The following is a 26,619-nucleotide window of genomic DNA, read 5'->3' as shown; positions in this document are numbered from 1 at the left end:
TTAAAACTCATTCTAGCCGTTGCGCTCTCCTTTATCTTTTTAACCATTTATAGCTATTATTTCCAGCAACCCACCCCCCCCCCAAAACCCCCCCCCCCACCCCCCACCCCCACAAAAAACCCCCCCCCCCCCCCCCCCCCCCCCCCACAAACTCTACCCACCAAATCTTGTCGCACGCTTGTATGCACAAAATAGGGGTGGGCATGTTGTTGTACTAAAGGGTGTAAGCCCTTAGAGATTTTTGCATAGATCGCATCAAAGACCTCTACTGGGTGTTTAGGGTTTTGTAGACTTTCTAACAAGGGCTCGGCGTTGCGCTCTCGAAGCCCATATTTTAAACAAGTCTGTTTAGAGAGATGAATCACAAAAATGCGCATGGCTTTCCTACAAAGATGGTGTATCATTATAAATTATTATGTCTTAAGGTTGTGCATGCCCTACCAATACCCTTTTTTAGACTTAAACACTCTCCATGCGCCCTACAAGGAACGCTTTAAACAGATTTTAGACCATCATTTAGACGATTCTAGTTTCATCAATGCCCCCATTAGTGCCGATTTTCTACATGCCTTTAGCCATTATTGCCAAAGCGATTATGGAATCGGTGTGAATAGCGGACTGGATGCGCTCACCTTGATGTTAAGGGCTTATCAAATCTTAGGGGCACTCCCTAAGGGGGCGGGTGTTCTCGTACCCTCTTTTACTTTTATTGCCACCATTTTAGCCATTCTGCATAATGATTTGATCCCCCAATTTGTCGATGTGGGGGTGGATTATTTGCTCGACCCCAAACTGGTAGAATCTGCCATCACGCCCCAAAGCAAAGCGATTCTAGTGGTGCATTTATACGGGCAGAGTGCTAATATGCGCGCCTTGCAAGCGGTTGCGCAAAAACACCAACTTTTGTTACTTGAAGATGCCGCCCAAGCGCATGGTGCGCTCTTTGAGGGTCAAAAGGTAGGCTCCTTAGGGCATGCTAGTGCCTTTAGTTTTTATCCCAGTAAAAATTTAGGCGCATTGGGCGATGGGGGTTGTGTGTTGAGCTCTGATCCACAAGTCATCGAAATGGTGCGTATTTTGGGCAATGATGGTGCACCACGCAGAGATCACGCGCTTTATGCGGGCTTTAACTCACGCTTGGATAGTTTGCAAGCCAGCTTTTTACACGCCAAGCTACCCCATTTAGATTGCGACAATGCTAAACGGCGTGCGGTGGCGCAACTCTATTTGGAGGGCATTACAAACCCCCATATTGTTTTGCCCCCGATTAGAAATTTTGACGAACATGTTTTCCATCTCTTTGTGATCCGCACACACGCTAGAGACCGGCTCCAAAAATACTTAGCCAAGCATTCCATAGAAACCAGTATCCACTACCCCATCCCCTGCCACTTACAACCACTCTTAAGCACATACAGCCACATAGACCTACCTAACACGCAACGCTTTAGCCAAGAAATTTTGAGCCTGCCCATCAGCCCTACCCAAAGCTTGGAGGCCACACGCTTTATTATTGAGGTGATCAATGGGGCATGCTTAAAATAGCCCCATAGGATAAGACCCATTCTGCCAAAATAACATGTAATTTTAAGTATATACGCTAAGATAGCAAAAAGAAAGGACCTCCATGTCTTGTGTGTTGGTGATTGATATTCAAGAAAGATTATTCTCCGTGATGGCCAATAAAGATCTATTGCTAGAAAATTGCACCCGGTTTTTAAAAATTGCACGCACTTTAGAGCTCCCCATCTATGCCACCGAGCAAAACCCGGCAAAATTAGGCCCCACTCTAGCCCCCATCAAGGAATATTTTACTCAAGAGGCTTGGAACAAAGAAAGTTTTAGTGCCTATCCCGTTTTTAGCGCAACCCACAAATCCCCCCTCATCCTTTTGGGGATTGAAGCCCATGTTTGTGTCTATCAGAGTGCTAAAGATTTTTTAAAACATGGCTTTGAGGTAACTTTGTTAGCTGATTGCACCAGTTCTAGGGATTTGCAAAATAAAACTCTAGCCCTAGAGGAGTTAAGGCACTTGGGGGTGCGGATTTTATCGACTGAAATTGTCGCTTTTGAATGCATGCAAACCTACACCCACCCGCAGTTTAAGACCATCTCCCAAATTATCAAGTAGCTTTAAGCGTAATAATCCACCGCACCTTGAAAAATGGGCATGGCAAACTGACCCGGGACATTTTGATAAAGACCGGGTTTAAAACGCTCAGTATGCCCCATTTTGCCAAAAATACGCCCACAAGCCGAGGTGATCCCCTCAATGCCACAGAGTGAGCCATTAGGATTAAAGGGAGTCTCTAGGGCAATATTGCCTTGCAAATCCACATACTGGGTGGCAATTTGATCGCCTTGGGCTAGATCGCCAAGCATGGCAGGTGGGGCAAAAAAACGTCCCTCCCCATGCGAGATGGGCACAGCGTAAATCTCCCCCACTTGCGTGCGTGCCAGCCATGGCGAACGATTTGAGCGCACCTTGATATAGGCAATTTGGCTTTGGTGGCGTAGGAGAGAATTAGGCAGTAAGGTCGGGTGATTTTCTTGTGAAGGGACAGACCGCCCAAAGGGCAAGAGACCGGTTTTGAGCAAAGCCTGAAACCCATTGCAAATCCCCCCAATGAGGCCGTCTTGATGTTTTAAAAGGGCTAAAATCGCCTCTTGTAAGCTGGGGTTGGAAAAAAACGCTTTGATCATCTTAGCCGCCCCATCGGGTTCATCGCCTCCCGAAAAGCCCCCAGCTAAAAATAAAATTTGGGACTCTCTAAGAGCTTGGCGCATGGCTAGTATTGATCCGGTGCTAGACTCAGGAGTTAGAGTATTGATGACAAGAGAGCGCACCAAAGCCCCCGCCCTCTCAAAGGCTTTTTGGGTGTCTATCTCACAATTAGTGCCTGCAAAAACAGGGATGAGTACACGCGGTTTGGCGATCTTGGTGTGGCTTTTAGGTAAATCGCAGAAAATCTTAGCAGGCGTGTGTAGGTCTAAAGCCTTGGGGGCTTTTGTGGGGTAAAGTTGTTCTAGAGGTTGTTCTAGTAGTTCTAGCAGGGTGCTTAATGGCAAACATGCAGACACGCGTTTGATATGGGCTTTAGCTGTGGTGTGTCCCAAGAGAATCCCCCGATCCAACTTTTGTGTGCATTCCACCACAAAGCCCCCAAAACACGGATCAAAGAGCAAATCTAGGGGCACTTCTTCTAATTCAACCCCAATTTTATTCCCCAAACACATCTGCAAAATCGCCTGCGCTGCGCCTTTGCGCCCCAAAGCAGAAGCGGAGAGGATCACCTCTTGGACGATCAGGGCGTGTAAATAAGTGAAGAGTTCTGCAAAATCATAGGGGAGACCATGCAAATCTAGGGGTGGGGTCAAAAGATAGAGATAATGGTTTGCACCCTTGAATTCGGGGCTAATCAGGCGTTGGTTTTCTTGGGCACAGAAGGCAAAACTAATAAAAGTGGGGGGTACGCTTAAATCCTCAAAACTCCCACTCATCGAATCCTTACCCCCAATGCAGGCAATGCCCAGTCTTTTTTGGGCTAAAAATGCGCCTAGCAACGTGCCTAAAGCCTTTCCCCATTTAGATGGGCTGTCCAAACATTCAAAGTATTCTTGAAAACTCAAATAAATATCTTTGAATTGCGCCCCACAAGCTATCAGCTTACACACACTTGTAACCACGGCAAAATACCCCCCCTTGATGGGCTCTTGCGCGCATGCATGCGGATCAAAACCAAAAGCCACTAGCGAACAAGTATGGGTTTGCTCAAAGGGGATTGTGTGTGCCATCACTTGGATGGGCGTGCTTTGGTAAGCCCCCCCTAAGGGCATAAAAATTGTGTTACTCCCAATGGTGGAGTCAAATTGGCTCACCAGTCCTTTTTGAGAACAAGTATTCAAACCCAAAGCGAGAGCTTCAAAACTGAGGGTAAAAGAATGGACGCATTTAGGCAGGTGTGCACTCTGGCTAATGTGCGCATGGGCTAATCTGGGTGCACCCCCGCTTTGCAAAAGTGTTATGGGGATATGTGCTAGGCGTTTTTGGTGATAAAAAAGTTCAAAATACCCGCTTGGCGTTGTCTGCCCCACGCATGCGCTTAATACCCCCTCACTCTCACAAAGTTTGTTGATCATGTCTAAGTCTTTGGGGTCAATAAGAATTGCCATGCGCTCTTGAGACTCGCTTAGGGCTAGATCGAACGCGCTCAAACCTGCATATTTTATGGGCATTTTATCTAGTTGCACGATCACGCCCATGCTGGCTAACTCCGGGATGGCTACACTCACCCCGCCCGCCCCCAAGTCGTTACAACGCTTGATGAGCTTAGTAAAATGCGGGTTGGCAAAGAGTCGTTGCAATTTGCGCTCTTGCAAGGCATCGCCCTTTTGTACCTGCGCCCCGCAAAGCTCCAAAGATTGAATCTGGTGGGCTCGAGAAGACCCACTAGCCCCCCCCAAGCCATCTCGCCCCGTGCGCCCACCTAGTAATACAATCAGATCGCCCACAGCAGGCTCTAAACTCTGCACGCATTCTTGAGGGGCAACCCCTAGCACCGCGCCTAATTCTAAATGTTTGGCTTTATAGCCTCTATGATAGACCTCTTGGACAAGCCCAGTAGCCACGCCAATTTGATTACCATAGCTACTAAAGCCCTGCGTGGCTTGCTTAGCGATTTTAATTTGTGGGAGTTTGCCTGCTCGGGTTTTTCCAATGGGTTCTAAAGGATCGCCACAGCCTGAAATGCGTAAAGCCGCATAGACATAACCCCGGGCGGAAAGCACATCGCGGATTGCCCCACCCACACAAGTAGAAGCCCCTCCGTAAGGCTCGATCTCAGTTGGGTGGTTGTGGGTTTCGTTTTTAAAAAAGAGATAATAGGGTTTAACTCCTTGGGGGGTCTGCACCTTGATAGATAAAGTGCAGGCGTTATTTTCGCTACTTTGCACCAGTTGGGGGAGTTTGTTTTGTGCGCTTAGGTATTTGGCCATGATGGTGGATAAATCCATCAGGCTAATGGGTTTGTTATGCCCGAGTTCTTGGCGCACTTGGAGGTATTGATCATAAATCTCTTGGGCTAGGGGGTGATCTAGATGCACCTCTAGTTTGGTTAAAAAAGTGCTGTGGCGGCAGTGATCAGACCAATAAGTGTCTAAAATTTTGAGTTCTAAGAGATTGAGGTTGGGGAGTTGCTCTTGGATGATTTTTAAATCCTCTGGACTGAGGCAAAGTTGGTGCTGTCTGATAAAATGGCTAAAATCTGACAGGTTGGCAAAATTTGCTAGTTCTAGTTTGGGGCTGGTGGGCATGCTTGCTTGAGCTTGGCTAAGGGGTAGGGGGATTTCGTGGTTTTCTAGGGGGTTGGTTAAGTAGGTGCAGATGGATTTTATATCCTCGGTACTGAGATTCCCATAGAGTTTGTAAATACTGGCATGCTCAACTAGAGGTGTGGGTGCACTGGGATTTAACACCTGCAAGGCTAGTTGCGCTGCCTCACTTCTAGGGCAGAGTTGCCCCTTTAGAGTTTGGAGGGCAAAATACCCCGCACAATCGTTCAAATCCAGCTCGGGCAAATATTCATCCACTTGGGCTTCTAAAAAAACAATGCCCCGCGCGCGTTCTAAATCCTCAGCAGACACATTTTCAATCAAGTAGGCGTTAATCAAGCGGATTTGTTCTAAATGGGGGACTAAGAGGGTTTGGAGTTTGGCCAACAACTCTTGGGCTAGAAAATCAAAATCAGGTTTTTTTTGTACATAGATGATCATAGGTTTTTCCCAATATCGGGGCGATAATAGCCATTGTCTAGCTGGATTTGGGCGATGCGTTCATAACTTAGGGTGCGGGCTTGCTCTAAGCTAGGGGCTATGCTAGTGATGCTTAAAACCCGCCCACTAGCATTGACTAGCCCCTCTTGGGTGTTTCTGACCCCTGCAAAACAAATATCCAAATGGGGCGGGTAGGTGAGGGCGTGCCCTGTTCTAAACTCTTGGGGATACCCTTGAGAGGCGAGTACGACACAACAAGAGGCCAGCGGGCTAAAGATGACTTCTTGTTTTTCTAATTCCCCCCTAGAGCAAGCCTGCATCACTTGGAGCAAATCGCTTTGGAGTAGGGGCAAGAGAGTTTGGGCTTCTGGGTCACCAAAACGGCAATTATATTCTAAAACCCTGACCCCTTGGGAGGTTAAAATCAATCCAAAGTAAAGACAGCCTCTAAAATCCAGCCCCTCCGCTTGCAAACCCTTTAGGGTGGGGGCAAAAATTTTCTCTTGGCATTCTTTGGCAATTTGGGGGGTGAAATGCGGGTTGGGGGCAATGCAACCCATCCCGCCCGTGTTTAAGCCCTTGTTGCCCTCTAATGCCCGCTTGTAATCCATGCTAGAGGGCATTAGCTTTAAGTTATGGCTATCACAAAAGGCAAGAATAGAAGCCTCCACCCCCTCTAAAAACTCTTCAATGATCACCCTTTCCCCACTGCTCCCAAAGATTTTATGCACCATCATCTGCTCTAGGGCTTGGACTCCCTCTAAAACACTCTTAACCACCATAACCCCCTTGCCAAAAGCTAACCCATCGGCTTTAATGACTAGGGGGAAATGCGTTCTCTCTAAAAAGGCTTGAGCCTCTTTGAAATTGTCAAAAGCTTGGTAGGGGGCAGTGGGGATGTTGTGCCGCTGCATGAACTCCTTGGCAAAAATCTTACTGCCCTCTAAGCGTGCGGCTTGTTTTCTAGGTCCAAAGCAAGCAAAGCCCGCCCCCTCTAGCACATCCACCAATCCCTCCACCAATGGGTTATCCGGGGCGACAATAATGAAATCTAGTCGCTCTTTTTGGGCAAACTCTAAAATGCCTTGTTGATCGCCTACACTCAGAGGCACGCATGGAGCTTGCATGCCTGCATTGCCCGGGATCATAAAGATTTGGCGATCCTTAGAGGCAATTTTTTTTAAAATCGCATGCTCACGCCCCCCGCTCCCAATAATGGCTATTTTCATCAATTCTCCTAATGGTGGAATAAACGCAAATGGGTAAAGATCATCACCATGCCCAGTGCATCGCTGGTGGCAATCACGCTTTTATCCTGCTTGCTCCCCCCACTTTGAGCCACATAGCCCACTCCACTTAAGGCGGCACGCTCCAAACTATCACTAAATGGAAAAAACGCATCGCTCCCCAAACTCACGCCACAAATCCCTTTGAGATAGCCTACTTTTTCCTCTAGGTTCAAGGGTTCAGGCGGGCTCGTGAAATGCTCTAAATCAGCTTGAGAAAGCCCGTGGGTGAGATAGGCATAGATGAGGTTATCTCTAGTGGGGCGGGGCAATTTGGGCCTAAAGGGCAAATCTAAGACTTTGGGATGGACTCTTAAATGCCACAAATCGGCTTTATCAGCGGCGATCTTGGTGCAATAAATGCGGGATTGTTGCCCTGCCCCCACCCCGATGGCTTGCCCCTCATAGGCTAGGCAAATGGAATTAGACTGGGTGTATTTGAGCGTGATGAGGCTCAAAATCAAATCTTCCTTAGCTTGCGTGGGCAACTCTTTTTTTTGACTCACAATGTCTTTTAAACAATCTAGGTTAATGGGGGCATGGTTGCGCTCTTGGGTGAGTGTGAGCCCAAAAACATCGCGTTTTTCTAAAAGTGGGGGGGTGTAGCTCGGATCGATTTGTAAAATCACATACCCCCCCTTTTTCTTTTGCTTAAGCAACTCTAGGGCTTTAGGCTCAAAGTCAGGAGCGATGATCCCATCGCTCACCTCAACGCTTAACATCTGCGCACAAGCCAGATCGCAAGGTGCACTCAAAGCTACAAAATCCCCAAAGGAGCTTAGCCGATCCGCCCCCCGTGCGCGTGCATAGGCAGTGGCTATAGGCGAATCATTGATCGCCGGACTTAAAAAATAGGCTTTTAAACGTGCCTCTTCAAGAGGTCTAGCCAGCGCGCTAGAGGTGGGGCTAGCATGTTTAAACGAGGTGGCAGCGGGGCACTTTAGAGCGTATTCCAATTCTTTGACCAACTGGTAGCCATTGAGCGCATCTAAAAAATTGATGTAACTAGGGTTGCCATTGAGGATTTTAAGCGGGAGGGTGGGTGCACTTAAAGAGGCTTGGAGCTGGTGGGGGTTGATTCCGTATTTGAGGGGCAAACTAGGCATGGGTTTTCCTATTAAAAATGAGGGTTTTCACTTGGCCACTTTTTAAATGCACACTCTGCACACAAAGCGCAACTTTATATTCACTATCCAGTGCCTCCCATAGGCTTTCGCCCCACTCAGTCAAACTAGGCGGGATTGTAAGGGGCTTAGGCTCGCCACAAAAGGCAGGCAAAGGGTCGTTATCATGATCGTAAGTATGCAAGAAATGCCCCCGCCCAGCCACGCTCTCGTATTTATAAAAAAAGCGCGCACAAGCGGGCGGCTCTAGAGCTTTGATCAAGCTAAGTTGGTAACTAAAGTCTGCCCCATCTAAGCAAACCAACGCGCTAATGCGGGGCGTGAAATGGGGCGCATCAGGCTCAAAAGTTTGGGTGCGCAAAGCCCCCTCAAAACTCCCCTCCTCTTGTAGGGTTTGCACAATCGCCTCAGTTTGACTCCCATTGCTAATCACAATTTGGCGATCACCCACATGCACTAAGGGCGGGTAGAGGATGAGCGTTGTGTCTTGAGTTGTGGGTTCTAGTAGAGAAATTTTAACGTTGTCCCCCTCAAGGCTCAAAAATCGGTTTTGGCTAGCCCCACTCCTGCCCATCAAAAAATACCCCAAAAAGACACAATCCCCACTCGCCCCGATGAGAATACCCCGCCCAAAATATCGTTGTTTGCCTAGCATAGCTCCACCCCCTCCCCACTAACAACTTCTCCGATCACATAAGCACTTACCCCTGCTTGTTTTAAAATCTCTAAAGCTTGGCTGGCATGCCCGCTCTCTAGCACGATCACCATCCCAACGCCCATATTAAACACGCTAAAACATTCCAACAGCCCCAGCCCCCCTAAAGAGCGCAAAAAATCAAAAATAGGCGGGGTGGGGAAGGCTTTTAGATCAATTTTAGCTTTTAGCCCATCAGGCAAAGCCCGGGGGATATTTTCCAAAAAACCCCCACCGGTGATGTGTGCGATGGATTTAACCCGGATTTTAGCCAAGAGTTCTAACACGGGCTTAACATAAATACGCGTGGGGGTGAGCAAGACTTGGGCTAGATTTTGCCCTTCAAAATCGGTGTGTAGCGCATCGATTCTCTGATTGGCTAAAATTTGGCGCACTAAAGAAAAACCATTAGAATGCAACCCGCTAGAGGCTAGCCCAATCAACACATCGCCCACTTGCACACTCTTAGAGTCTAAGATTTGGGATTGTTCTACAATCCCCACACAAAAGCCGGCTAAATCGTATTCTTTAGGCGCATAAAATCCAGGCATTTCCGCACTCTCCCCGCCCAAAAGCTCACAATCCGCCTCGATGCACCCTTGTGCTACGCCCGCGACAATGCTTTCCACCTTGCTAGGCTCGTTTTTATCAAGGGCGATGTAATCTAAAAAAAACAGGGGTTTAGCCCCCATGCACAAAACATCATTCACACACATCGCCACACAATCGATCCCGATACTGCTGTGATCTTCCAACAAGAAGGCCAACTTTAACTTGGTCCCCACGCCATCAGCTCCGCTCACCAGCACGGGCTGGCTATAATCCTTTAAATCCAGCGCAAAGAGCCCGGCAAAACCCCCGATCGTGTTGAGGGGCTGGATTTTGGTGCGCGCAATGTGTTTTTTCATGCGTTCCACCGCTTCATAACCGGCTTGGACATTTACGCCCGCTTGCTTGTAAGATTCCATTATAATTTTCCTTTAAATGTGGGTGGGGGCTTTGAGGGTGATTTTTTCTTTGGGCGTGGGGGTGGGGTAGTGCCCTGAAAAACACGCCTTGCAACAGCCCAAACCCTCCAGCATAAAATCAATCCCCTCTAAGGGCAGGTAGGCTAGCGAATCCAAACCTAAAAGCTGGGTGATTTCCTCAATGCTGTGCTTGTGGGCGATCAAATGTTCTTGAGAATCAATGTCTGTCCCATAAAAACAGGGGTGCAAAAAGGGGGGGGAGGAGATTCGCATGTGGATTTCTTGCACCCCCACCCCCCGCAATAGCTGGGCTAGGCGTTTGGTGGTGTTCCCCCGCACAATGGAGTCATCAATCAACACGATCTTTTTGCCTTGTAGATTGGGAATGATCGGGTTGAGTTTGAGGCGTAATTTCTCTGTGCGTTCTTGCTCAGGGGCAATAAAAGTGCGTGTGATGTAGCGGTTTTTGATAAAGCCCAAAGCGTAGGGAATCTTAGATGCTCTAGAATAGCCCAAAGCCGCATCAATCCCCGAATCAGGTACGCCCACCACGACATCGGCTTGAGCGGGGGCAATTTGAGCCAAATATTCCCCTGCGCGCAAGCGCGCCAAATGCACGCTTTTACCCTCTAGCATAGAGTCGCCCCGCGCAAAATAGATATACTCAAAGGAGCAAATTTTGCGTTCTTGTTTGGGGGTTAGAGAGCAGGCGTGCAGGCCACTAGAATCGATGCTCACCATCTCACCCGGATCGATATCCCTAATAAAAGATGCCCCTAAGGCATCTAAAGCACAACTCTCAGAGGCAACAATGTAAGTCCCACTAGGGGTCTGCCCCAAGCATAGGGGTCTAAAGCCAAAGCAATCCCTAAGGGCGATGAGTTTATCAGCGGTCATGATCACTAGAGAGTAAGCCCCTTGCAAGCTAGGCACAGCGGCTAAAATCGCCTCTTCTAGGCTAGAGGTGTGTAATCTGTGCTTGGCGATCAAATAGGCGATCACTTCTGTGTCGCTGGAGGTGTGGAAAATACAGCCCTTGAGCTCCAATTCGTAGCGTAGGGCTAGAGAATTAACCAAATTCCCATTATGGGCGATGGCAATGGGCTCTTTAATATGATTTAACACAATGGGCTGGGTATTGGTGCGGTTATTCTCCCCTGTGGTGCCATAGCGCACATGCCCGATACAAATTTCCCCCTGACCTAGGCGTTCTAAGATAGTGGGGGTGAAAACCTCGCTGACTAGCCCCGTATTTTTATAATAGGTGATATGCCCCTTGTGTGTGAGCGCGATCCCACAGCCCTCTTGCCCCCTGTGTTGCAGGGCACACAGAGCATTATAAGCTAGGGGGGCTAGCTGGGTACTTGTGGGGGCAAAAGCCCCAAACACCCCGCATTCTTCCTTAACCATGCTAACTCCTAACAGAGACCTTTTCTAAGATGAGCGCATAAGCCTCACACACCCCGCCCAAATCCTGTCTAAAGCGATCTTTGTCGAGTTTTTGGCGAGTTTGGCTATCCCAAAAACGGCAAGTATCTGGGGAAATCTCATCGCCTAAGATGATCTGCCCACCAGAGTGCCCAAATTCTAACTTGAAATCCACCAAAATAATCCCTCTTGGCTTGAAATACTCTTGCAAGTGGGCATTGATTTTTAAGGCTAGGACTTTGATCTGCTCTAATTGATCCAAACTAGCCAGTTTGAGGGCTAGGGCGTGGTGATCGTTGATGAGTGGATCGCCAAGAGAATCATTTTTGTAGCAAAACTCTAAAACTGGGCTCTCAAAGCTTGTGCCCTCTGCAATACCCAATCTTTGTGCCATCGAGCCCGCACACAAATTACGCACAATGACCTCTAGGGCAAACATCTCCAGCTTTTTGACGAGGCTTTGGGTGGGGCTGAGTGTTTCCACAAAATGGGTTGCCACGCCTTGATCGTGCAAATACGCCATCAGCTGGTTACTAATGGCATTATTGAGCGCGCCCTTGCCCTCTAAAGTGGCTTTTTTAGCTCCATTAAAAGCAGTCGCGCTGTCTTTATACTCTACAATGCAAAGAGTCGGATCGCTGGTGGCATAGACTTTTTTAGCCTTGCCTTCGTATAAAAGAGTTGTGGGTTTCATAGGAGCCTTTGGAGTTCAAGATCGGCTTGCAAGACTTGAGATTCTTGCTCTTGGCGGTGCTTAGTGAGTTTTTGGGCTAAAAGGGGATCGTTTAGGGCGAGTATTTGTAAAGCCAGTAGTGCAGCATTGCTAGCCGCATTGATCCCCACACAGGCAACTGGGATACCTTTAGGCATCTGCACACTGGAGAGCAAGGAATCTAGCCCGCCTAGATCGGAGGTTAAAATGGGTAGAGCGATGATAGGGCGGGTGGTGAGCGAAGCGATCACACCTGCTAAATGTGCGGCTTTGCCAGCAGCAGCGATAAACACGCTACAACCACTCTCCAAAACAAAACTTTTGAGAGCTTGGGGGGTGCGGTGCGCTGAGAGTATGCGCCATTCAAAGGGTGCGCCAAAATCTTGTAAGATTTTGACCCCCTCTTGCACGATCGGCGTATCGCTCTGGCTCCCCATCAACACAGCAACTTTTTCCATGGCAAACCTTAAGATGAGGGATAAAAACCTATTTTAGCAGATCACGCCCCAAAAACGGCTTTGAGCCATTGCATTTTGTGAATACAGATTAATTCAAGCTAATAAGCTCAAAATGGGCAAAACTTAGGCTAATGGTTGTGTTCAGAAATTAATCAAAAATAAAAAAGTCCATTTGGCTGGAGTTGATATTGGAGACTTAAGGGACCCGAGTTGGTTGTTTTATCAGCCAGAGCGCACAAACTTTAAAGGCTTAGAAACTTGGGAACTGTCTAGGGTCGGGTGTATGGAAGATATATTCTTGGGTTGTGATAGTCCCACCAAATACCCAGCATGGCATGGGGGTTATAACACCCAAAACATGCCAGAATTTTAGTTAGCCAGTTGTGCCCCTATAGGGCAAGGGGGATTTTCATTAGTGTTTGGCACGCTCCTCCTCAATTTTAACCCCCACTTTTTTATCCTTGTAAAGCCCTGTGCCTACAGGGATCATGCGCCCTAAGACGACATTTTCTTTCAAGTCCTCCAAGAAGTCCTTTTTCATCGCAATGCTCGCCTCTGTGAGCACTTTTGTGGTCTCTTGGAAGCTGGCTGCTGAGATAATGCTATCACTCCCAATGGCAGCACGGGTGATTCCCAAAAGCACGGGTTCAGCAATGGCAGGCTCACCCTTGAGGCTTAAGATGCGCTGATTCTCCTCTTTAAAGTGCTTTTTGCTCACCAAATCGCCTTCAATGAACTTAGTATCCCCGCTATCTAAAATCCGCACTTGGCGTAACATTTGGGAGACGATGATCTCAATGTGCTTATCGGCAATGCTCACCCCTTGGCGGCGATAGACTTGTTGGACCTCGCTCACAATGTATTTGTGCAACTCTTTTTCCCCGCTAATGCGCAAGATGTCATGACTGCTCACCACGCCATCAGTGATCGCCTCGCCTGCATGCACAAATTCATTGGCGTGGACTAAAATCTGCTTGCCCTTATCCACAAAATATTCCACGCTACGCCCATCAGCAGAGGTGATCAAAACCCGCTCTTTATTGCGCGCGCTCTTGCCAAAGCTCACCACCCCATCAATTTCAGAAAGAATCGCGATGTCTTTGGGCTTGGATTTTCTAGCCTCAAAAATATCAGAAACCCGGGGCAAGCCCCCCGTGATGTCTTTAGATTTGATGGTGGCTTTGGGGATTTTAGCCAAGATGTCGGCAACCTCAACGGCCATGCCCTCATTGACCACAATAGAGGTTTTGGGCTCTAGCAAATACTGGATACTCTGCCCATCTGTCTCCAATAATAGACTGGGCTTGTAACCACTGGGGATATATTCATTGATCACCAAAGTGCGCACCCCCGTATTTTCATCCTCACTCTCAGTTGCACTCACTCCAGAAATAATGTCCATGTAACGCACAACCCCGCTGGCATCAGCAATAATAGGCGTGTTGTAAGGGTCCCAAGAGGCGATCACATTCTTAGTGTCTTGACTGGGTCTGACTAAGAGCGTATCGCTTTCAACAGGACTATTGTCATCAACTTCCACAACCGAATCTCTAGCGATGTAGTGGCGGATTGCCTCTTGATCGTTCTCATCGGCCACCACAGCAAACAAACCCTTTTCTTGCACCACATCACCTGCCCGAATACCCCTAGAGCGTTCCAAGTGATCGCCTACCAAGTGGTAATACTTCACTACGCCCCTCTCTTTGGCACTGATTTCTTGAGTGATGGGGTCGTTATCATTGATGGCAATTTCACTTGCATAGGGGATACGGTTAGGCACATTCCAGCCATCTTTAATGATGTCAGCAATGCTCCCACCCTCACGCACGGCATGCCCGCTGGCATAGGGCAAATAAATTTTGCCCTCAATCTTGCCACTCACGCCTGCTAACTCATTGGGTTTGGCCACATCGCTCTTTCTAAGCACAAACTTAGCCTCTTGCCCCTCACCCACCACGCTCAAAACGACCTCTTCATGCGCGCTATCAATTTTCAACACGCCAGCAAAAGGGGCTTTGATCTTGGGCTCAACCACAAGAATCGCTGCGTTGCGGCGATTGACAATAATATTTTTACCCTCCTTGTTTTGGTAGGTTTTGATATTAAAGAAGCGCACAAAACCCTCATTGTTTGCCACAATTTCATGTTCTTCTTGGCTCCTTGAAGCCGTCCCGCCCACATGGAAAGTCCTTAGGGTTAATTGTGTGCCCGGCTCCCCAATGGATTGGGCCGCCACCACGCCCACAGCCTCCCCGGGTTTGACCATCTTGCCCTCGCCCAAGTTTAAGCCATAGCATTTGGCACACACGCCCTTTTGTGCCTTACAGGTTACGGGCGTGCGAATCGTTACGGATTTGATCCCCGCTTCAATGATTTTTTTAGCCTTCTCCTCATCCACCATTGTATCGGCGTTTAACAAAACCTCATTTGTGAGCGGATCGATGATGTCCTCAACTAAGACGCGCCCAAAAATGCGCTCTTCTAAGGGCTCGATCAGCTCACTCCCTACGGTGATGTCTGTAATCTCGATTCCCTCATGCGTGCCACAATCCTCTTGCACGACCTTGACATTTTGGGAAACATCGATGAGCTTACGGGTGAGATAACCAGCCGTGGCGGTTTTCAATGCCGTATCGGCTAACCCCTTACGTGCCCCGTGCGTGGAGTTAAAATATTCTAGGACATTCAAACCCTCTTTAAAGTTGGAGATAATAGGCGTTTCAATGATCGTACCATCCGGTTTGGTCATCAACCCACGCATCGCAGAGAGTTGCCGGATTTGGGCAGCCGAGCCACGTGCCCCGCTATTAGCCATCATATAGATGGAGTTAAAGCCCTCTTTGTCCTCCGCAATGGCTTGCATCATTTCCTTGCTCATCAAATCATTGACCTCCGTCCAAATGTCAATGATTTTATTGTAACGTTCTTGTGTAGTTAAATGCCCACCCTCAAATTGCGCTTGGATTGCCCGCACCTTTTCTTTGGCATTTTCCACCATGCGGATTTTATTTTTGGGTGTGATAATATCTTCCATAGAAATGGAGATTCCAGCCTTAGTGGCGTAGCGGAAGCCTAGCATTTTGAGATTGTCTAAAAAGCGCGCACTCGCCCCAATCCCGCTTTCTTTATGCACAAAATCCACCAATGCCCCAATGTCCTTTTTGGTCATCATTTTATTCCATAGGTGTATGGGCACAAAGTCGGGCAAAATGGATTTTAAAACCAAACGCCCAGCAGTGGTGTGTAAAATGTGGCGATCGTGCAAGACACGCACCTTAGCATGCAAATCTAGCACCTTGGTATCCACAGCCATCAAAACCTCATGCACGCTGGAAAAGAGTTTATGCTCCCCTAATACCCCACTCTTTTCCAAAGAGAGGTAGTAAAGTCCTAGCACCATATCTTGGCTGGGCACGGCGACCGCCTTACCACTAGCAGGCAATAAAATATTCATCGAACTTAGCATTAAAACCTTGCACTCGGTGATGGCTTCTTGGCTTAAGGGCACATGCACAGCCATTTGATCCCCATCAAAGTCGGCGTTGAAAGCCGAACACACTAAGGGGTGTAACTGAATCGCCTTGCCATCAATGAGTTTGGGGTGGAAGGCTTGAATTGATTGTTTGTGCAAAGTGGGGGCGCGGTTGAGCAAGACAGGATAGCCTTGCACGATTTCCTCTAAGCATTCCCAAACTTCATTGCTTTTTTGCTCGATCATGCGCTTGGCTTGCTTGAGGGTGGTTGCAAAGCCCTTTTCCTCTAGCTTGGAGAGCAAATGGGGTTTGAAGAGTTCTAAGGCCATGTTTTTAGGCAACCCGCATTCATCCATGCGCAAATTAGGCCCCACCACAATCACGCTACGCCCCGAGAAATCCACCCGTTTGCCCAACAAGTTTTGGCGGAAACGCCCTTGTTTGCCCTTGATGATCTCTGAGAGCGATTTTAAGGGACGTTTGTTGGCACCCTTAACGGCGTTAGCATTTCTGCCATTATCAAATAAGGCATCTACGGCCTCTTGCAACATGCGTTTTTCATTGCGCACAATGATTTCCGGCGCACCCAATTCCATGAGTCGTTTCAGGCGTTGGTTGCGATTAATCACGCGACGGTAGAGCTCATTGACATCGCTGACAGCAAATTTGCCTCCATCCAAAGCCACGAGCGGGCGCAAATCGGGGGGTAGCACGGGCAGGGCGGTGAGCATCATCCACTCGGGGCGATTGCCTGAATTTAAGAAACTCTCCACCACTTTAAGCCGTTTGATGAGTTTCTTTTTCTTGGCATCTGAATTGGTCTCCTTGACATCCTCTTTTAAGCTTCTGAGCAAAGCGACTAAATCCAACTCTTCTAAAAGGTCCTTGATCACCTCCCCGCCCATGTGTGCCACAAAACCCTTATCTTCATTGAGGCGCGCCACGCTTTGGAATTGCTCCTCATTTAAAATGTCATATTTGCAAATGGGTTTGGTGCATTCGCTATCATAAAAAGCCTCGCCGGGTTCTTTGACAATGTAGGCTTCATAGTAAAGTACGCGTTCTAAGTCCTTCATCTTGATCCCTAGTAGCGTACCAATGCGGCTAGGTAGAGAGCTCACATACCAAATATGCGCTACGGGCGTGGCTAGCTCAATATGCCCCATTCTAAAGGAGCGCACTTTGGAGCTGGTGATTGCTACCCCACATTTTTCACAAGTGCCGATGGTTTTGTAGCGGGGTTTTTTGTATTTGCCACACAGGCATTCATAATCCTTGGTAGGTCCAAAGATTTTCATACAAAAGAGTCCGTCGCGCTCGGGCTTGAGGGTGCGGTAATTGATCGTCTCGGGCTTTTTAACCTCCCCATAGCTCCACTCTTTGATTTTATCCGGGCTAGCCAAAGTGAGTTGGAAGGAGCTAAAGTCTTTGGGGCGATCGTCCTCTTTGATCACAATGGGTTTAGGCGCGCCAAATTCATCCACTTCCTCATTAAAGATATTCACATCTAGCCCCAAAGATTGTAATTCTTTGGTCAAAACATAAAAGGTTTCCGGGATTTCAGATTCGCCCACATGTTCGCCCCGTGCAATGGCTTTATAGGCATTCTCACGCCCTCTAATGTCATCAGATTTCACGGTGAGCATCTCTTTAAGCGTGTGGGCTGCTCCATAAGCCTCCAATGCCCAAACTTCCATTTCCCCAAAGCGTTGCCCCCCAAAAAGTGCCTTCCCGCCTACAGGTTGGTGGGTTACCAAAGAATAGGGTCCTGTGCTTCTAGCATGCACCTTTTCATCCACCAGGTGGTGCAATTTGAGCATGTACATGTAGCCCACATTCACCCGTTCTTTCATCTTTTCACCCGTGCGCCCGTCATAAAGCTCGGTTTTGCCATCCAAATCAATTTGGGCTAGCTTAAAGAGATTCATGAACTGCTCACTAGAGATGCCCTCAAAAACGGGGATGGCAAACTTGACTCCAGAACTCCAATCGCGCGCATAGCCCAAAAGTGCCTCATCGCTGCACTTTTCCAGCATTTTAGCCAAATCATGGTTATCCACATTCACCACATGGGCGATCTCGAGCATTTTGGCGCGCAATTTTTTAAGCATGTCCGCATTGTGTTGCTCTAAGAGGGTGCTGATTTGATCCCCTAATTGTTTGCCCACCAAGCCCAAATGCACTTCCAAAATCTGCCCGATATTCATGCGGCTGGGCACGCCTAGGGGGTTTAGCACAATATCGACCGGTTGCCCATCGGCAGTATAGGGCATGTCGGCAATGGGGACGATGTTAGAGACAATGCCCTTATTGCCATGCCGTCCTGCCATTTTGTCCCCCACCTTGAGCTTGCGCTTGGTGGCGATGTAAATTTTAACCTGCTTGATGACCCCATTGGGCAAGATGTCATCTTTTTCTAAGATCGAGAGTTTTTCCTCGTGTTCTTGACCTAAAATTTTCTTTTGCTCTAAGAAGTTGGCTTTGATTTGCTCAAAGCGATCTTGGACCTCTTTTTTGTATTTCTTGGCGAGCGAATTGAGCGCAAAGCGGTTGATCTCGAGCACCACCTCTTTAGGGATGCAATCACCCTTAGCGTATTCGACCTCATTTAGAGTCGTGGCTTCCTCTAGGGGCTCTTTGGAGAAAATCGAGCTAATTTGTAAAAGTTCCTCGCGATTGAGCATGGTTAGGCGATCGTAGTGCTCGATGTCTAGCACCGCCTTCTCTTCCTCATAGGCACTAATGGCGCGCGCGTCTTTTTCATAGCCCTTTTTGGTGAGGATATTCACCCCAATCACCGTCCCCTCCAAAGAGGGGGGGCAATAAAGAGATTTATTGACCACATGCCCAGCCTTGTCCCCAAAGATGGCGCGCAAGAGTCGTTCCTCTGGCGTGCTTTTCATCTCACCCTTGGGGGACACCTTGCCTACCAAAATCATGCCTGCACTCACATAAGTTCCGATCTTGACAATCCCCCCGCTATCTAAGTGAGCAACCTCTTCTTCTTTGACATCGGGAATGTCCGCGCTAAACTCCTCGATCCCATGTTTGAGCTCTCTAGCTTCAATCTCTTTTTCATAGATATGCACGGAGGTAAAAATATCCTCTTTGGTGATCTTCTCGCTCACCACGATTGCATCTTCAAAGTTATAGCCATTCCAAGGCATGAACGCCACACGGATATTTTTCCCTAAAGCCAACTCACCTTGATCCATGCTGGGGCCATCGGCAATGATCTGCCCTGCCTCCACCACATCGCCCACTTTGACAATGGGAACTTGGTTAAAACAGGTGTTTTGGTTGGTGCGTAGGTTTTTTTGCAACAAATAGGCATCAATGTAGGTTTCTTTGTCATCCTCCCCTAAAATGTAGATGTTTTTGGAATCCACTTTTTCGACAACCCCCCCACGCTGGGCCTTCACGCTCCCCCACGAATCGCGGGCGATGATCTTTTCAATGCCGGTGCCCACGATGGGCGTTTCTGCCTTTAAAAGGGGCACGGCTTGGCGTTGCATGTTGGTGCCCATAAGCGCGCGGTTAGCATCGTCATGTTCTAAAAAGGGGATGAGCGAGGCGGCCACGCCCACCAGCATGCGCGAGCTTAAATCCATTAAAGTAACCTTGTGTTTTTCATTGAGCACAATTTCCCCGCCCACACGTGTTTCCACTAAATCCTCTTGGATATAGCCTTGTTTATCCACCCGTGTGCTAGCAGGTGCGATCACCTGCCCTTCCTCTTGGATTGCAGTCAAATACACCACTTCATCGCTAACCTTACCATCCACCACCTTTTTATAAGGAGCTTCAATGAAACCTAGGTCATTGACACGGGTAAAGGTGGATAGGGTGTTAATTAGCCCGATATTTTGCCCCTCTGGGGTCTCAATGGGGCAGATACGCCCATAGTGGGTGGGGTGCACATCGCGTGCCTCAAAGCCTACGCGATCCTTGACTAGCCCCCCCTCACCCAAAGCGGACAAACGGCGTTTGTGTGTAACCTCGGATAGCGGATTGGTTTGATCCATGAACTGGGAGAGTTGCCCGCTCATGAAAAACTCTAAAATGGTGCTGGTGATCATCTTAGAATTGACCAAATCATGAGGCATGAGCGTATCTAGGGCAGTGTTCATAGTGGTGAGCTTATCTTTAATGCTCTTTTGCATTTTCATCAAGCCCTCGTGCAATTCGTTTGCTAAGAGCTCGCCCACAGCACGGATACGGCGGTTACCCAAGTGATCGCGATCGTCAATCTGCCCTTCAGCGTTTTTAATCTTGATCAAGTATTTGACCGTCTCAATGATGTCCTCATGGGTGAGCACGGTGACATAATCGGGTACTTTTAAATGCAATTTGTGGTTCATTTTCATGCGCCCAACCATCGTTAAGTCATAGCGTTCGGGATCAAAAAAGAGTTGTTGCACATAAGCCTTAGCCACGTCTGGGGTTACAGGATCCCCCGGGCGCATCACCTTGTAAATACGCACAGCCGCTAGGGCATTTTCGTCCTCTATTTTCTCACTCTGTCTGAGCAATTTGAGCGATTCGTTTTTGAGCGATTCGGCATCGGTGCCAAAGGATTTGATGATGGAAGCATCATGCCCTAAAGCCAAATCATTGGCGATCACAAATTCCTCAATGCCACTGGCGCGTAGTTTGTCTAGTTTAGGGGCTTCTAGCTGGGTTAGAGTATCTAACAACACGCCCCCATCACTATCCAAAACCGGTTCGGCTAGGTAGCGGTTGAGCAAAATATTTGTGGGGTATTCGACCCACTCTACCCCGCTTTCTTTAATTTCTCTGGCTTTTTTAGCAGTGATCTTTTTGGTCGCTGCCAGTAAAATATTCCCCTGATCGTCCTTGAGATCAAAATCTACCCGGCTATTGGCATCAATGCTCTCAAAGGGGATAAAGTATTTACCCTCTGTGGGGCTGATAGCTTTGTAGCGCACCTTTAACAACGGGTAGAAAATTTTAATAATGTCCTGTTTGCTATAACCTAGAGCCCGGAATAAAATAGTGGCTGAGACTTTACGCCGTTTGTTAATGCGCACATGCAAGATATCTTTCACATCGTATTCAAAATAAAGCCACGATCCACGATCGGGAATGATCTGTCCGGTATAGATGAGTTTGTTTGCGCTGGTAGAAGATTTTTCCTCTTTAAAAATCACGCCCGGACTCCTGTGGAGCTGATTGACCACCACGCGCTCTACGCCATTGATGATAAAGGAAGTGCGATCGGTCATCAAGGGGATTTCACGGATAAAAATATTTTGCTCTTTAATATCCTTAGCCCCCAGTTTCTCCCCACTCTTAGAATCCCTCTCCCATAAAATCAAACGGATTTTAATTTTCAAGGGAACAGAGTAGGTAATCCCTCTCTCCATGGCTTCTCTCACGGTGTATTTGGATTTCCCATACTCACACCCGCCATATTCAAGGGTGATGCGGTTTTGGGTGTCATGGATGGGGAAGACAGACTTAAACACCCGTTCAATCCCGCTCTCCTTACCTTCTTTGGCGTATAAGAACGCTTCATAGCTGTCTTTTTGCAAGAGTAGGAGGTTGGGGACTTCTAGCTCTTGTGGGAGTCGTGTAAAATCCGCGCGTAAGCGATTCCTTAAAGTATCCATGTCTATAAACCTTTATTGGTGGATTTGAAGCTTTGGGTAGATTGACCTAAATAACGCACGCTACATCCTTGCGCCACTTATCTCCCCTCCCTTCCCCTCCTTTTTGTAAAAAGACAAAAAGCTATTTGATTTCGACTTTTGCCCCCACTTCCTCGAGTTTTTTCTTGATGGCCTCAGACTCTTCTTTATTCACACCTTCTTTGAGTACGTGCGGGGTTTTCTCGGTGGCTTCTTTAGCCTCTTTAAGCCCTAGCCCGGTGATCTCGCGCACGACTTTAATGACCTTAATTTTTTCCGCCCCGGTTTCAGCGAGCACCACGCTAAACTCGGTTTTTTCCTCAGCCACTTCAGTAGATGCTCCGGCTACAGCTCCAGCTACTGCCACAGGTGTTGCGCTCACGCCAAACTTTTCTTCAAACGCTTTAACCAGTTCTGAGAGCTCTAAAACACTCAAGCCCCCAATATACTCTAACACTTCTTCTTTGCTAATTGCCATAGTCATCCTTTATTCTTGTTCTTTTGCTTTTCTCAAATTGTCCAAACCGGTAACAAAATACCTTGCCGGTGCCATCCAAACAGACAAGAGCATGCCAATAAGCTCTTCTTTGCTGGGTAATTTGGAGATAGCCTCCACATGCGCGCGATCCACAGCTTGCTTTTCATAAAGCCCGGCTTTGATGTGAAAATGATCCTTGTGGTCCTTAGCAAAGCCCATCACCAATTTAGATAAAGCGATCTGATCGCTCCCCCAAACAAAGATATTAGTCTCTTTAAGCTCTAAGGGACTTAGACCCGCTTCTTGAAGGGCTAGGCGGGCTAAGGTGTTTTTGACCACCTGCACTTGGATGCCCTGCACTCTAGCAGCATTACGTAATTGCTCTAAGTGCTTGACTGGCAAGCCTTTATAATCACACACCACCAACGCATCCATGCTGGCGAATGCCTCTTTTAAGCGTACCACAAGCTCTTGTTTTCGCTCTTTATTCATGGTTTCCTCCTTTCCGACCTGACTTCCACAAGGCTACCAAAGTAAATCAAGCTTGCGCCCTTGTTTCTTAAGTCTAAGATAAATTATTTTGTGTCCATCAACTCTTGACAATCCAAACGCACACCCGGGGACATGCTCAAAGACACCACACCATTGCGGATATATTTGCCCTTTGAGGTATTGGGTTTGAGTTTATTAAGTGTGCGGACTAGCTCCAACAGGTTTTGCTGGATCTGCTCTTCACTAAAGCTCGCTTTGCCAATGGGGGCGTGCAAATTGCCCTTTTTATCCACGCGGAAATTGACTTGCCCGCTTTTGGCATTACTCACGGCTTTTTTGACATCCATCGTAACGGTGCCAGTTTTGGGGTTAGGCATCAAGCCTTTAGGGCCTAAAATACGCCCCACCTTCCCCACAACCGCCATCATGTCCGGAGTGGCGATCACCATGTCAAAACTGGTATTCCCGTTTTTGATCTCCTCAGCCAAATCCTCGCCCCCGACCACATCAGCCCCCGCCTCTTTAGCTTCATCTAGTTTGATGTCTTTAGCAAAGACAGCTACACGCACTTTTTTACCGGTGCCATGGGGCAAGACCACCGCTCCGCGCACCATTTGATCGGCATGTCTGGGATCGACCCCTAGACGCAAAGCCACCTCCACACTTTCATCAAACTTAGCCGAAGCTAGGGATTTGACTACACTAACGCCCTCTTGAACGCTATGCACCTTGTCTTTATCAAACTTTTCTGCTAATTTTTGCAATCTTTTTGCCACTTTTGCCATGTTTTCTCTCCTACTCTACAACCTCGATGCCCATGCTCCTAGCACTCCCCATGACGATCTTTTTAGCTGCCTCTAGGGTGGTGGTGTTGAGATCCTCCATCTTGTTTTGGGCGATCTCCTCGACTTGTTGCATGGTGAGCTTACCCACCTTGTTTTTAAGGGGGTTATCTGAGCCTTTGGCGACCCCGCTGGCTTTTTTAATCAAGTCTGTAACGGGGGGTTTTTTGGTGATAAAAGTGAAACTTTTATCTTGATAAACCGTGATGATCACGGGGATATTAAAACTCCCCATGTCTTTTGTGCGCTCATTAAATGCCTTGCAAAACTCCATGATATTCACACCCCTTTGACCCAAAGCTGGACCTACGGGCGGAGAGGGGTTAGCCTTGCCTGCGGGGATTTGTAACTTGATCTCGCCGACAACTTTTTTTGCCATGCATGCTCCTTAAATGATTTTTTCAACTTGAGAATATAAAATCTCAATCAAAGTATTGCGCCCAAAAATAGACACATTCAGCTTCAACTTGCGGTGCTCGACATCGTATTCTTCCACGACAGCCGTAAAATTCGCAAAAGGTCCTTCAATGATGCGCACCACCTCCCCGCGTTCGTAATAAATCTTGGGCTTGGGGGCTGCCCGGTGGGTCATTTTCTCTAAAATGTTGCTAATATCAGCCTCCCCTAGAGGGGTGGGTTTCTTGCTTTCTCCAATAAAACGATTCACTCTAGGTAAAGATTGGATTTTGTGCCAAAGCACTTCATCTAAATCGACCTTGATAAACACATAACCCGGATACAAACTCCGCTCAGTAACCTTATTCTTGCTCTTTTTAGAAAGCTCGATCACATCCTCAGTTGGCACAATCACCTCTTGGACACGATCGGCGATATTGTGATCGCTCACCATGTTTTCAATGGCTTTTTTAACCGCCTGTTCGCTCCCCGAATAAGTCTGGATCGCATACCACTCCATACCCATTAAATTCCCCTAAAGCACGCTAGAAACAAAAGCCGACAAAACAAAATCTATCAAAGTCAAAAATAGCGTGATGATCGTCACCACAACCAAAACGGATACTAAGGCATTGCGAATCTGCTCTTTGAGCGGAAAAATCACCTTTGACAGCTCTTCTTTTGTCAATTTATACTGAGATAATAACTTCTTCATGCCACCCACTTTTAAAATCTTACACCCACTGGCAGGCCAGGAGGGACTCGAACCCCCAACAACCGGTTTTGGAGACCGACGCTCTACCATTGGAGCTACTGACCTTCACCCCTCCCCATCCTCTAGCTCTTGAGCTTGATCTCCTTGTGCAAGGTGTGCTTGTTTTCTCTGCGACAAAACTTCTTGAGCTCCAGTTTTTCTGTGTTTGTTTTGGCGTTCTTGGTGGTACTGTAGTTGATCTCCTCACACCCCAAACATTTCAAACCTACCTTAACTTTCACAATGATCCCCCAACTACTCAATGATCTTTGTAACCACGCCCGCACCCACGGTCTTACCACCTTCGCGGATCGCAAATTTTGTCCCAAGTTCTAGGGCAATAGAGCTAATGAGCTCCACAACAATTTTAGTGTTATCCCCGGGCATGATCATCTCTGTGCCTTCAGGCAAAGTGATAGAGCCGGTTACATCGGTGGTGCGGACATAGAATTGGGGGCGATAGCCATTGAAAAAAGGTGTATGGCGACCACCTTCCTCTTTGGAGAGGACATAGACTTCGCCTTCAAATTTCTTATGGGGAGTGATGGAGCCGGGCTTACAAAGCACCATACCGCGGAAGACTTCCTCTTTTTTTGTGCCCCGCAAAAGCACGCCCACATTGTCCCCAGCTTCACCTTTTTCAAGTTCTTTGCGGAACATTTCCACACCAGTAACGGTGGTTTTTTGGGTGTCTTTAATGCCAACAATTTCCACTTCATCCCCGATTTTCACCACACCGCGTTCAATACGACCGGTTACCACGGTACCTCGACCAGCGATAGAAAACACATCTTCTACGGGCATCAAGAAAGCTTTTTCAGTATCTCTTTCGGGAGTGGGGATGTATTTATCCACTTCTTCCATGAGTTGTAAAACCTTTTGACCCCATTCGCCTACGTTACCTGATTTGGCTTCTTCCAGGGCTTTAAGAGCAGAGCCAGCAATGATAGGGGTATCATCTCCGGGAAACTCATATTGACTCAAAAGTTCGCGCACTTCCATTTCCACCAAGTCCAACAACTCTTGGTCATCGACCATGTCTTGTTTGTTCAAAAACACCACGATATAGGGTACGCCCACTTGACGGGCTAATAAGATGTGTTCGCGGGTTTGGGGCATGGGACCATCAGCAGCTGAGACAACCAAAATCGCGCCATCCATTTGGGCGGCACCGGTGATCATATTTTTCACATAGTCAGCGTGTCCGGGACAATCTACATGTGCATAGTGGCGGTTTTCTGTGGAGTACTCAATGTGAGAAGTAGCAATGGTAATACCCCTCTCTTTTTCCTCAGGGGCGTTGTCAATGTTGTCATAATCTTTGAGTTCGGCTAGACCTTTGAGAGATAGCACCGCAGAAATCGCCGCGCTCAAGGTAGTTTTGCCATGATCTACATGCCCAATGGTCCCGACATTGACATGGGGCTTATTTCTTTCAAACTTTGCTTTTGCCATATTTGACTCCTATCTAAAATTTTAAAAAGCCACGTTAAGGGATTTGCATCAACTGGAGCCCATAAGCGGAATTGAACCGCCGACCTCTTCCTTACCAAGGAAGTGCTCTGACCCCTGAGCTATATGGGCACTTTGCCAAATCTCCTAACTGGAGCGGGAAACGGGACTCGAACCCGCGACCCTCAGCTTGGAAGGCTGATGCTCTAGCCAACTGAGCTATTCCCGCGCTGGTGGTGAGACGTGGATTCGAACCACGGAAGGCGAAAGCCAGCAGATTTACAGTCTGCCCTCGTTGGCCACTTGAGTATCTCACCGGAGCTGGCTAAGGGACTTGAACCCCCAACCTGCTGCTTACAAGGCAGCTGCTCTACCAATTGAGCTAAGCCAGCATAAAACTTATATTATAGCAACTTCATTGTCTATTTGTCAAGTTTTCTTGACTCCTTAGATTTTGTGGCGTGTAACGCTTTTTAGTATAATGCACGATTCCCCAATAAAAGGAGTGCCTGTGCAAAAAATCTTAAGTCTTGTTTGTTTGTCTTGTTCCATGCTCCTAGGCAACCCCTCAGATTTTAACACCAAAACCACTAAACAAGTGTATTTGCATTTTGTCCCCTCTTCTAAACCAAAGGAAGT

The 26,619-nt window shown here is 47.8% G+C and carries 20 protein-coding genes and 5 tRNA genes; 2 read left to right on the top strand and 23 right to left on the bottom strand.

Going from position 1 to position 26,619, the window contains the following annotated elements:
• Positions 1 to 56: 56 nt before the first annotated feature.
• On the bottom strand, positions 57 to 377 hold the full coding sequence (locus FNE76_RS06455) for a lipopolysaccharide biosynthesis protein (RefSeq protein WP_235895365.1): 321 nt from the start codon (positions 375 to 377) through the stop codon (positions 57 to 59).
• A gap of 55 nt (positions 378 to 432) precedes the next feature.
• On the opposite strand from FNE76_RS06455, the gene FNE76_RS06450 reads away from it, so the two are divergent.
• A complete protein-coding gene (locus tag FNE76_RS06450; protein WP_143928435.1) occupies positions 433 to 1,545 on the top strand; it encodes a DegT/DnrJ/EryC1/StrS family aminotransferase in 1,113 nt (370 codons plus the stop codon).
• Between the two features lie 82 nt (positions 1,546 to 1,627).
• Positions 1,628 to 2,131 carry an isochorismatase family protein gene (locus tag FNE76_RS06445; protein ID WP_120947852.1) on the top strand — a complete coding sequence of 168 codons (504 nt, stop codon included), beginning with the start codon at positions 1,628 to 1,630 and terminating at the stop codon, positions 2,129 to 2,131.
• A gap of 2 nt (positions 2,132 to 2,133) precedes the next feature.
• Here FNE76_RS06445 and FNE76_RS06440 read toward each other — a convergent pair whose 3' ends face one another.
• From FNE76_RS06440 to FNE76_RS06335, 22 genes are all read right to left on the bottom strand, one after another.
• Positions 2,134 to 5,772 (bottom strand): phosphoribosylformylglycinamidine synthase, encoded by a 3,639-nt coding sequence (locus FNE76_RS06440; protein WP_143928434.1) that lies wholly within the window; start codon positions 5,770 to 5,772, stop codon positions 2,134 to 2,136.
• Entirely contained in the window at positions 5,769 to 7,001 is a 1,233-nt protein-coding gene (gene purD / locus FNE76_RS06435) for a phosphoribosylamine--glycine ligase (protein ID WP_143928433.1), read from the bottom strand. The genes FNE76_RS06440 and purD overlap by 4 nt, the downstream gene beginning before the upstream one ends.
• Positions 7,002 to 7,009: 8 nt before the next feature.
• Complete coding sequence (locus FNE76_RS06430; RefSeq protein WP_120947849.1) at positions 7,010 to 8,164, bottom strand: phosphoribosylaminoimidazolecarboxamide formyltransferase; 1,155 nt, start codon at positions 8,162 to 8,164, stop codon at positions 7,010 to 7,012.
• A complete protein-coding gene (locus FNE76_RS06425) occupies positions 8,157 to 8,837 on the bottom strand; it encodes an IMP cyclohydrolase (RefSeq protein ID WP_120947848.1) in 681 nt (226 codons plus the stop codon). Before FNE76_RS06425 ends, FNE76_RS06430 begins: the two co-directional genes overlap by 8 nt.
• Positions 8,831 to 9,844: a phosphoribosylformylglycinamidine cyclo-ligase gene (purM, locus tag FNE76_RS06420; RefSeq protein WP_120947847.1), complete on the bottom strand. Its 1,014-nt coding sequence runs from the start codon at positions 9,842 to 9,844 to the stop codon at positions 8,831 to 8,833. The genes FNE76_RS06425 and purM overlap by 7 nt, the downstream gene beginning before the upstream one ends.
• A gap of 12 nt (positions 9,845 to 9,856) precedes the next feature.
• Positions 9,857 to 11,254 carry an amidophosphoribosyltransferase gene (gene purF / locus FNE76_RS06415; RefSeq protein ID WP_120955488.1) on the bottom strand — a complete coding sequence of 466 codons (1,398 nt, stop codon included), beginning with the start codon at positions 11,252 to 11,254 and terminating at the stop codon, positions 9,857 to 9,859.
• Between the two features lies 1 nt (position 11,255).
• Positions 11,256 to 11,966 (bottom strand): phosphoribosylaminoimidazolesuccinocarboxamide synthase, encoded by a 711-nt coding sequence (gene purC, locus FNE76_RS06410; protein ID WP_120947846.1) that lies wholly within the window; start codon positions 11,964 to 11,966, stop codon positions 11,256 to 11,258.
• Positions 11,963 to 12,442: a 5-(carboxyamino)imidazole ribonucleotide mutase gene (gene purE / locus FNE76_RS06405; RefSeq protein WP_120947845.1), complete on the bottom strand. Its 480-nt coding sequence runs from the start codon at positions 12,440 to 12,442 to the stop codon at positions 11,963 to 11,965. Before purE ends, purC begins: the two co-directional genes overlap by 4 nt.
• Before the next feature lie 412 nt (positions 12,443 to 12,854).
• Entirely contained in the window at positions 12,855 to 21,548 is an 8,694-nt protein-coding gene (locus FNE76_RS06400; protein ID WP_120947844.1) for a DNA-directed RNA polymerase subunit beta/beta', read from the bottom strand.
• Between the two features lie 121 nt (positions 21,549 to 21,669).
• Positions 21,670 to 22,044, bottom strand: a complete 375-nt coding sequence (gene rplL / locus FNE76_RS06395; protein WP_120947843.1) for a 50S ribosomal protein L7/L12 — start codon at positions 22,042 to 22,044, stop codon at positions 21,670 to 21,672.
• Positions 22,045 to 22,053: 9 nt separating this feature from the next.
• Complete coding sequence (rplJ, locus tag FNE76_RS06390; protein ID WP_143928432.1) at positions 22,054 to 22,536, bottom strand: 50S ribosomal protein L10; 483 nt, start codon at positions 22,534 to 22,536, stop codon at positions 22,054 to 22,056.
• An 83-nt stretch (positions 22,537 to 22,619) separates the two neighbouring features.
• Positions 22,620 to 23,321, bottom strand: a complete 702-nt coding sequence (rplA, locus tag FNE76_RS06385) for a 50S ribosomal protein L1 (protein WP_120947841.1) — start codon at positions 23,319 to 23,321, stop codon at positions 22,620 to 22,622.
• Positions 23,322 to 23,331: 10 nt separating this feature from the next.
• On the bottom strand, positions 23,332 to 23,757 hold the full coding sequence (rplK, locus tag FNE76_RS06380; RefSeq protein ID WP_120947840.1) for a 50S ribosomal protein L11: 426 nt from the start codon (positions 23,755 to 23,757) through the stop codon (positions 23,332 to 23,334).
• Positions 23,758 to 23,766: 9 nt separating this feature from the next.
• Positions 23,767 to 24,294: a transcription termination/antitermination protein NusG gene (gene nusG, locus FNE76_RS06375; RefSeq protein ID WP_143928436.1), complete on the bottom strand. Its 528-nt coding sequence runs from the start codon at positions 24,292 to 24,294 to the stop codon at positions 23,767 to 23,769.
• Between the two features lie 15 nt (positions 24,295 to 24,309).
• Complete coding sequence (gene secE, locus FNE76_RS06370; protein WP_120947839.1) at positions 24,310 to 24,489, bottom strand: preprotein translocase subunit SecE; 180 nt, start codon at positions 24,487 to 24,489, stop codon at positions 24,310 to 24,312.
• Positions 24,490 to 24,518: 29 nt separating this feature from the next.
• Positions 24,519 to 24,594, bottom strand: a tRNA-Trp gene (locus FNE76_RS06365).
• 17 nt (positions 24,595 to 24,611) lie between these two features.
• Positions 24,612 to 24,770 carry a 50S ribosomal protein L33 gene (rpmG, locus tag FNE76_RS06360; RefSeq protein ID WP_006017816.1) on the bottom strand — a complete coding sequence of 53 codons (159 nt, stop codon included), beginning with the start codon at positions 24,768 to 24,770 and terminating at the stop codon, positions 24,612 to 24,614.
• A gap of 13 nt (positions 24,771 to 24,783) precedes the next feature.
• Entirely contained in the window at positions 24,784 to 25,983 is a 1,200-nt protein-coding gene (gene tuf / locus FNE76_RS06355; protein ID WP_120947838.1) for an elongation factor Tu, read from the bottom strand.
• A 53-nt stretch (positions 25,984 to 26,036) separates the two neighbouring features.
• Positions 26,037 to 26,112 (bottom strand) — tRNA-Thr (locus FNE76_RS06350).
• A 20-nt stretch (positions 26,113 to 26,132) separates the two neighbouring features.
• A tRNA-Gly gene (locus tag FNE76_RS06345) sits at positions 26,133 to 26,209 on the bottom strand.
• 2 nt (positions 26,210 to 26,211) lie between these two features.
• Positions 26,212 to 26,297, bottom strand: a tRNA-Tyr gene (locus FNE76_RS06340).
• 2 nt (positions 26,298 to 26,299) lie between these two features.
• Positions 26,300 to 26,372, bottom strand: a tRNA-Thr gene (locus FNE76_RS06335).
• Positions 26,373 to 26,619 lie beyond the last annotated feature (247 nt).

Source organism: Helicobacter mehlei (genome assembly GCF_007280785.1).
Lineage (GTDB): Bacteria > Campylobacterota > Campylobacteria > Campylobacterales > Helicobacteraceae > Helicobacter > Helicobacter mehlei.
Note: the sequence above shows the minus strand (reverse complement) of the source record. Positions and strands in the feature narration are given on the sequence as shown.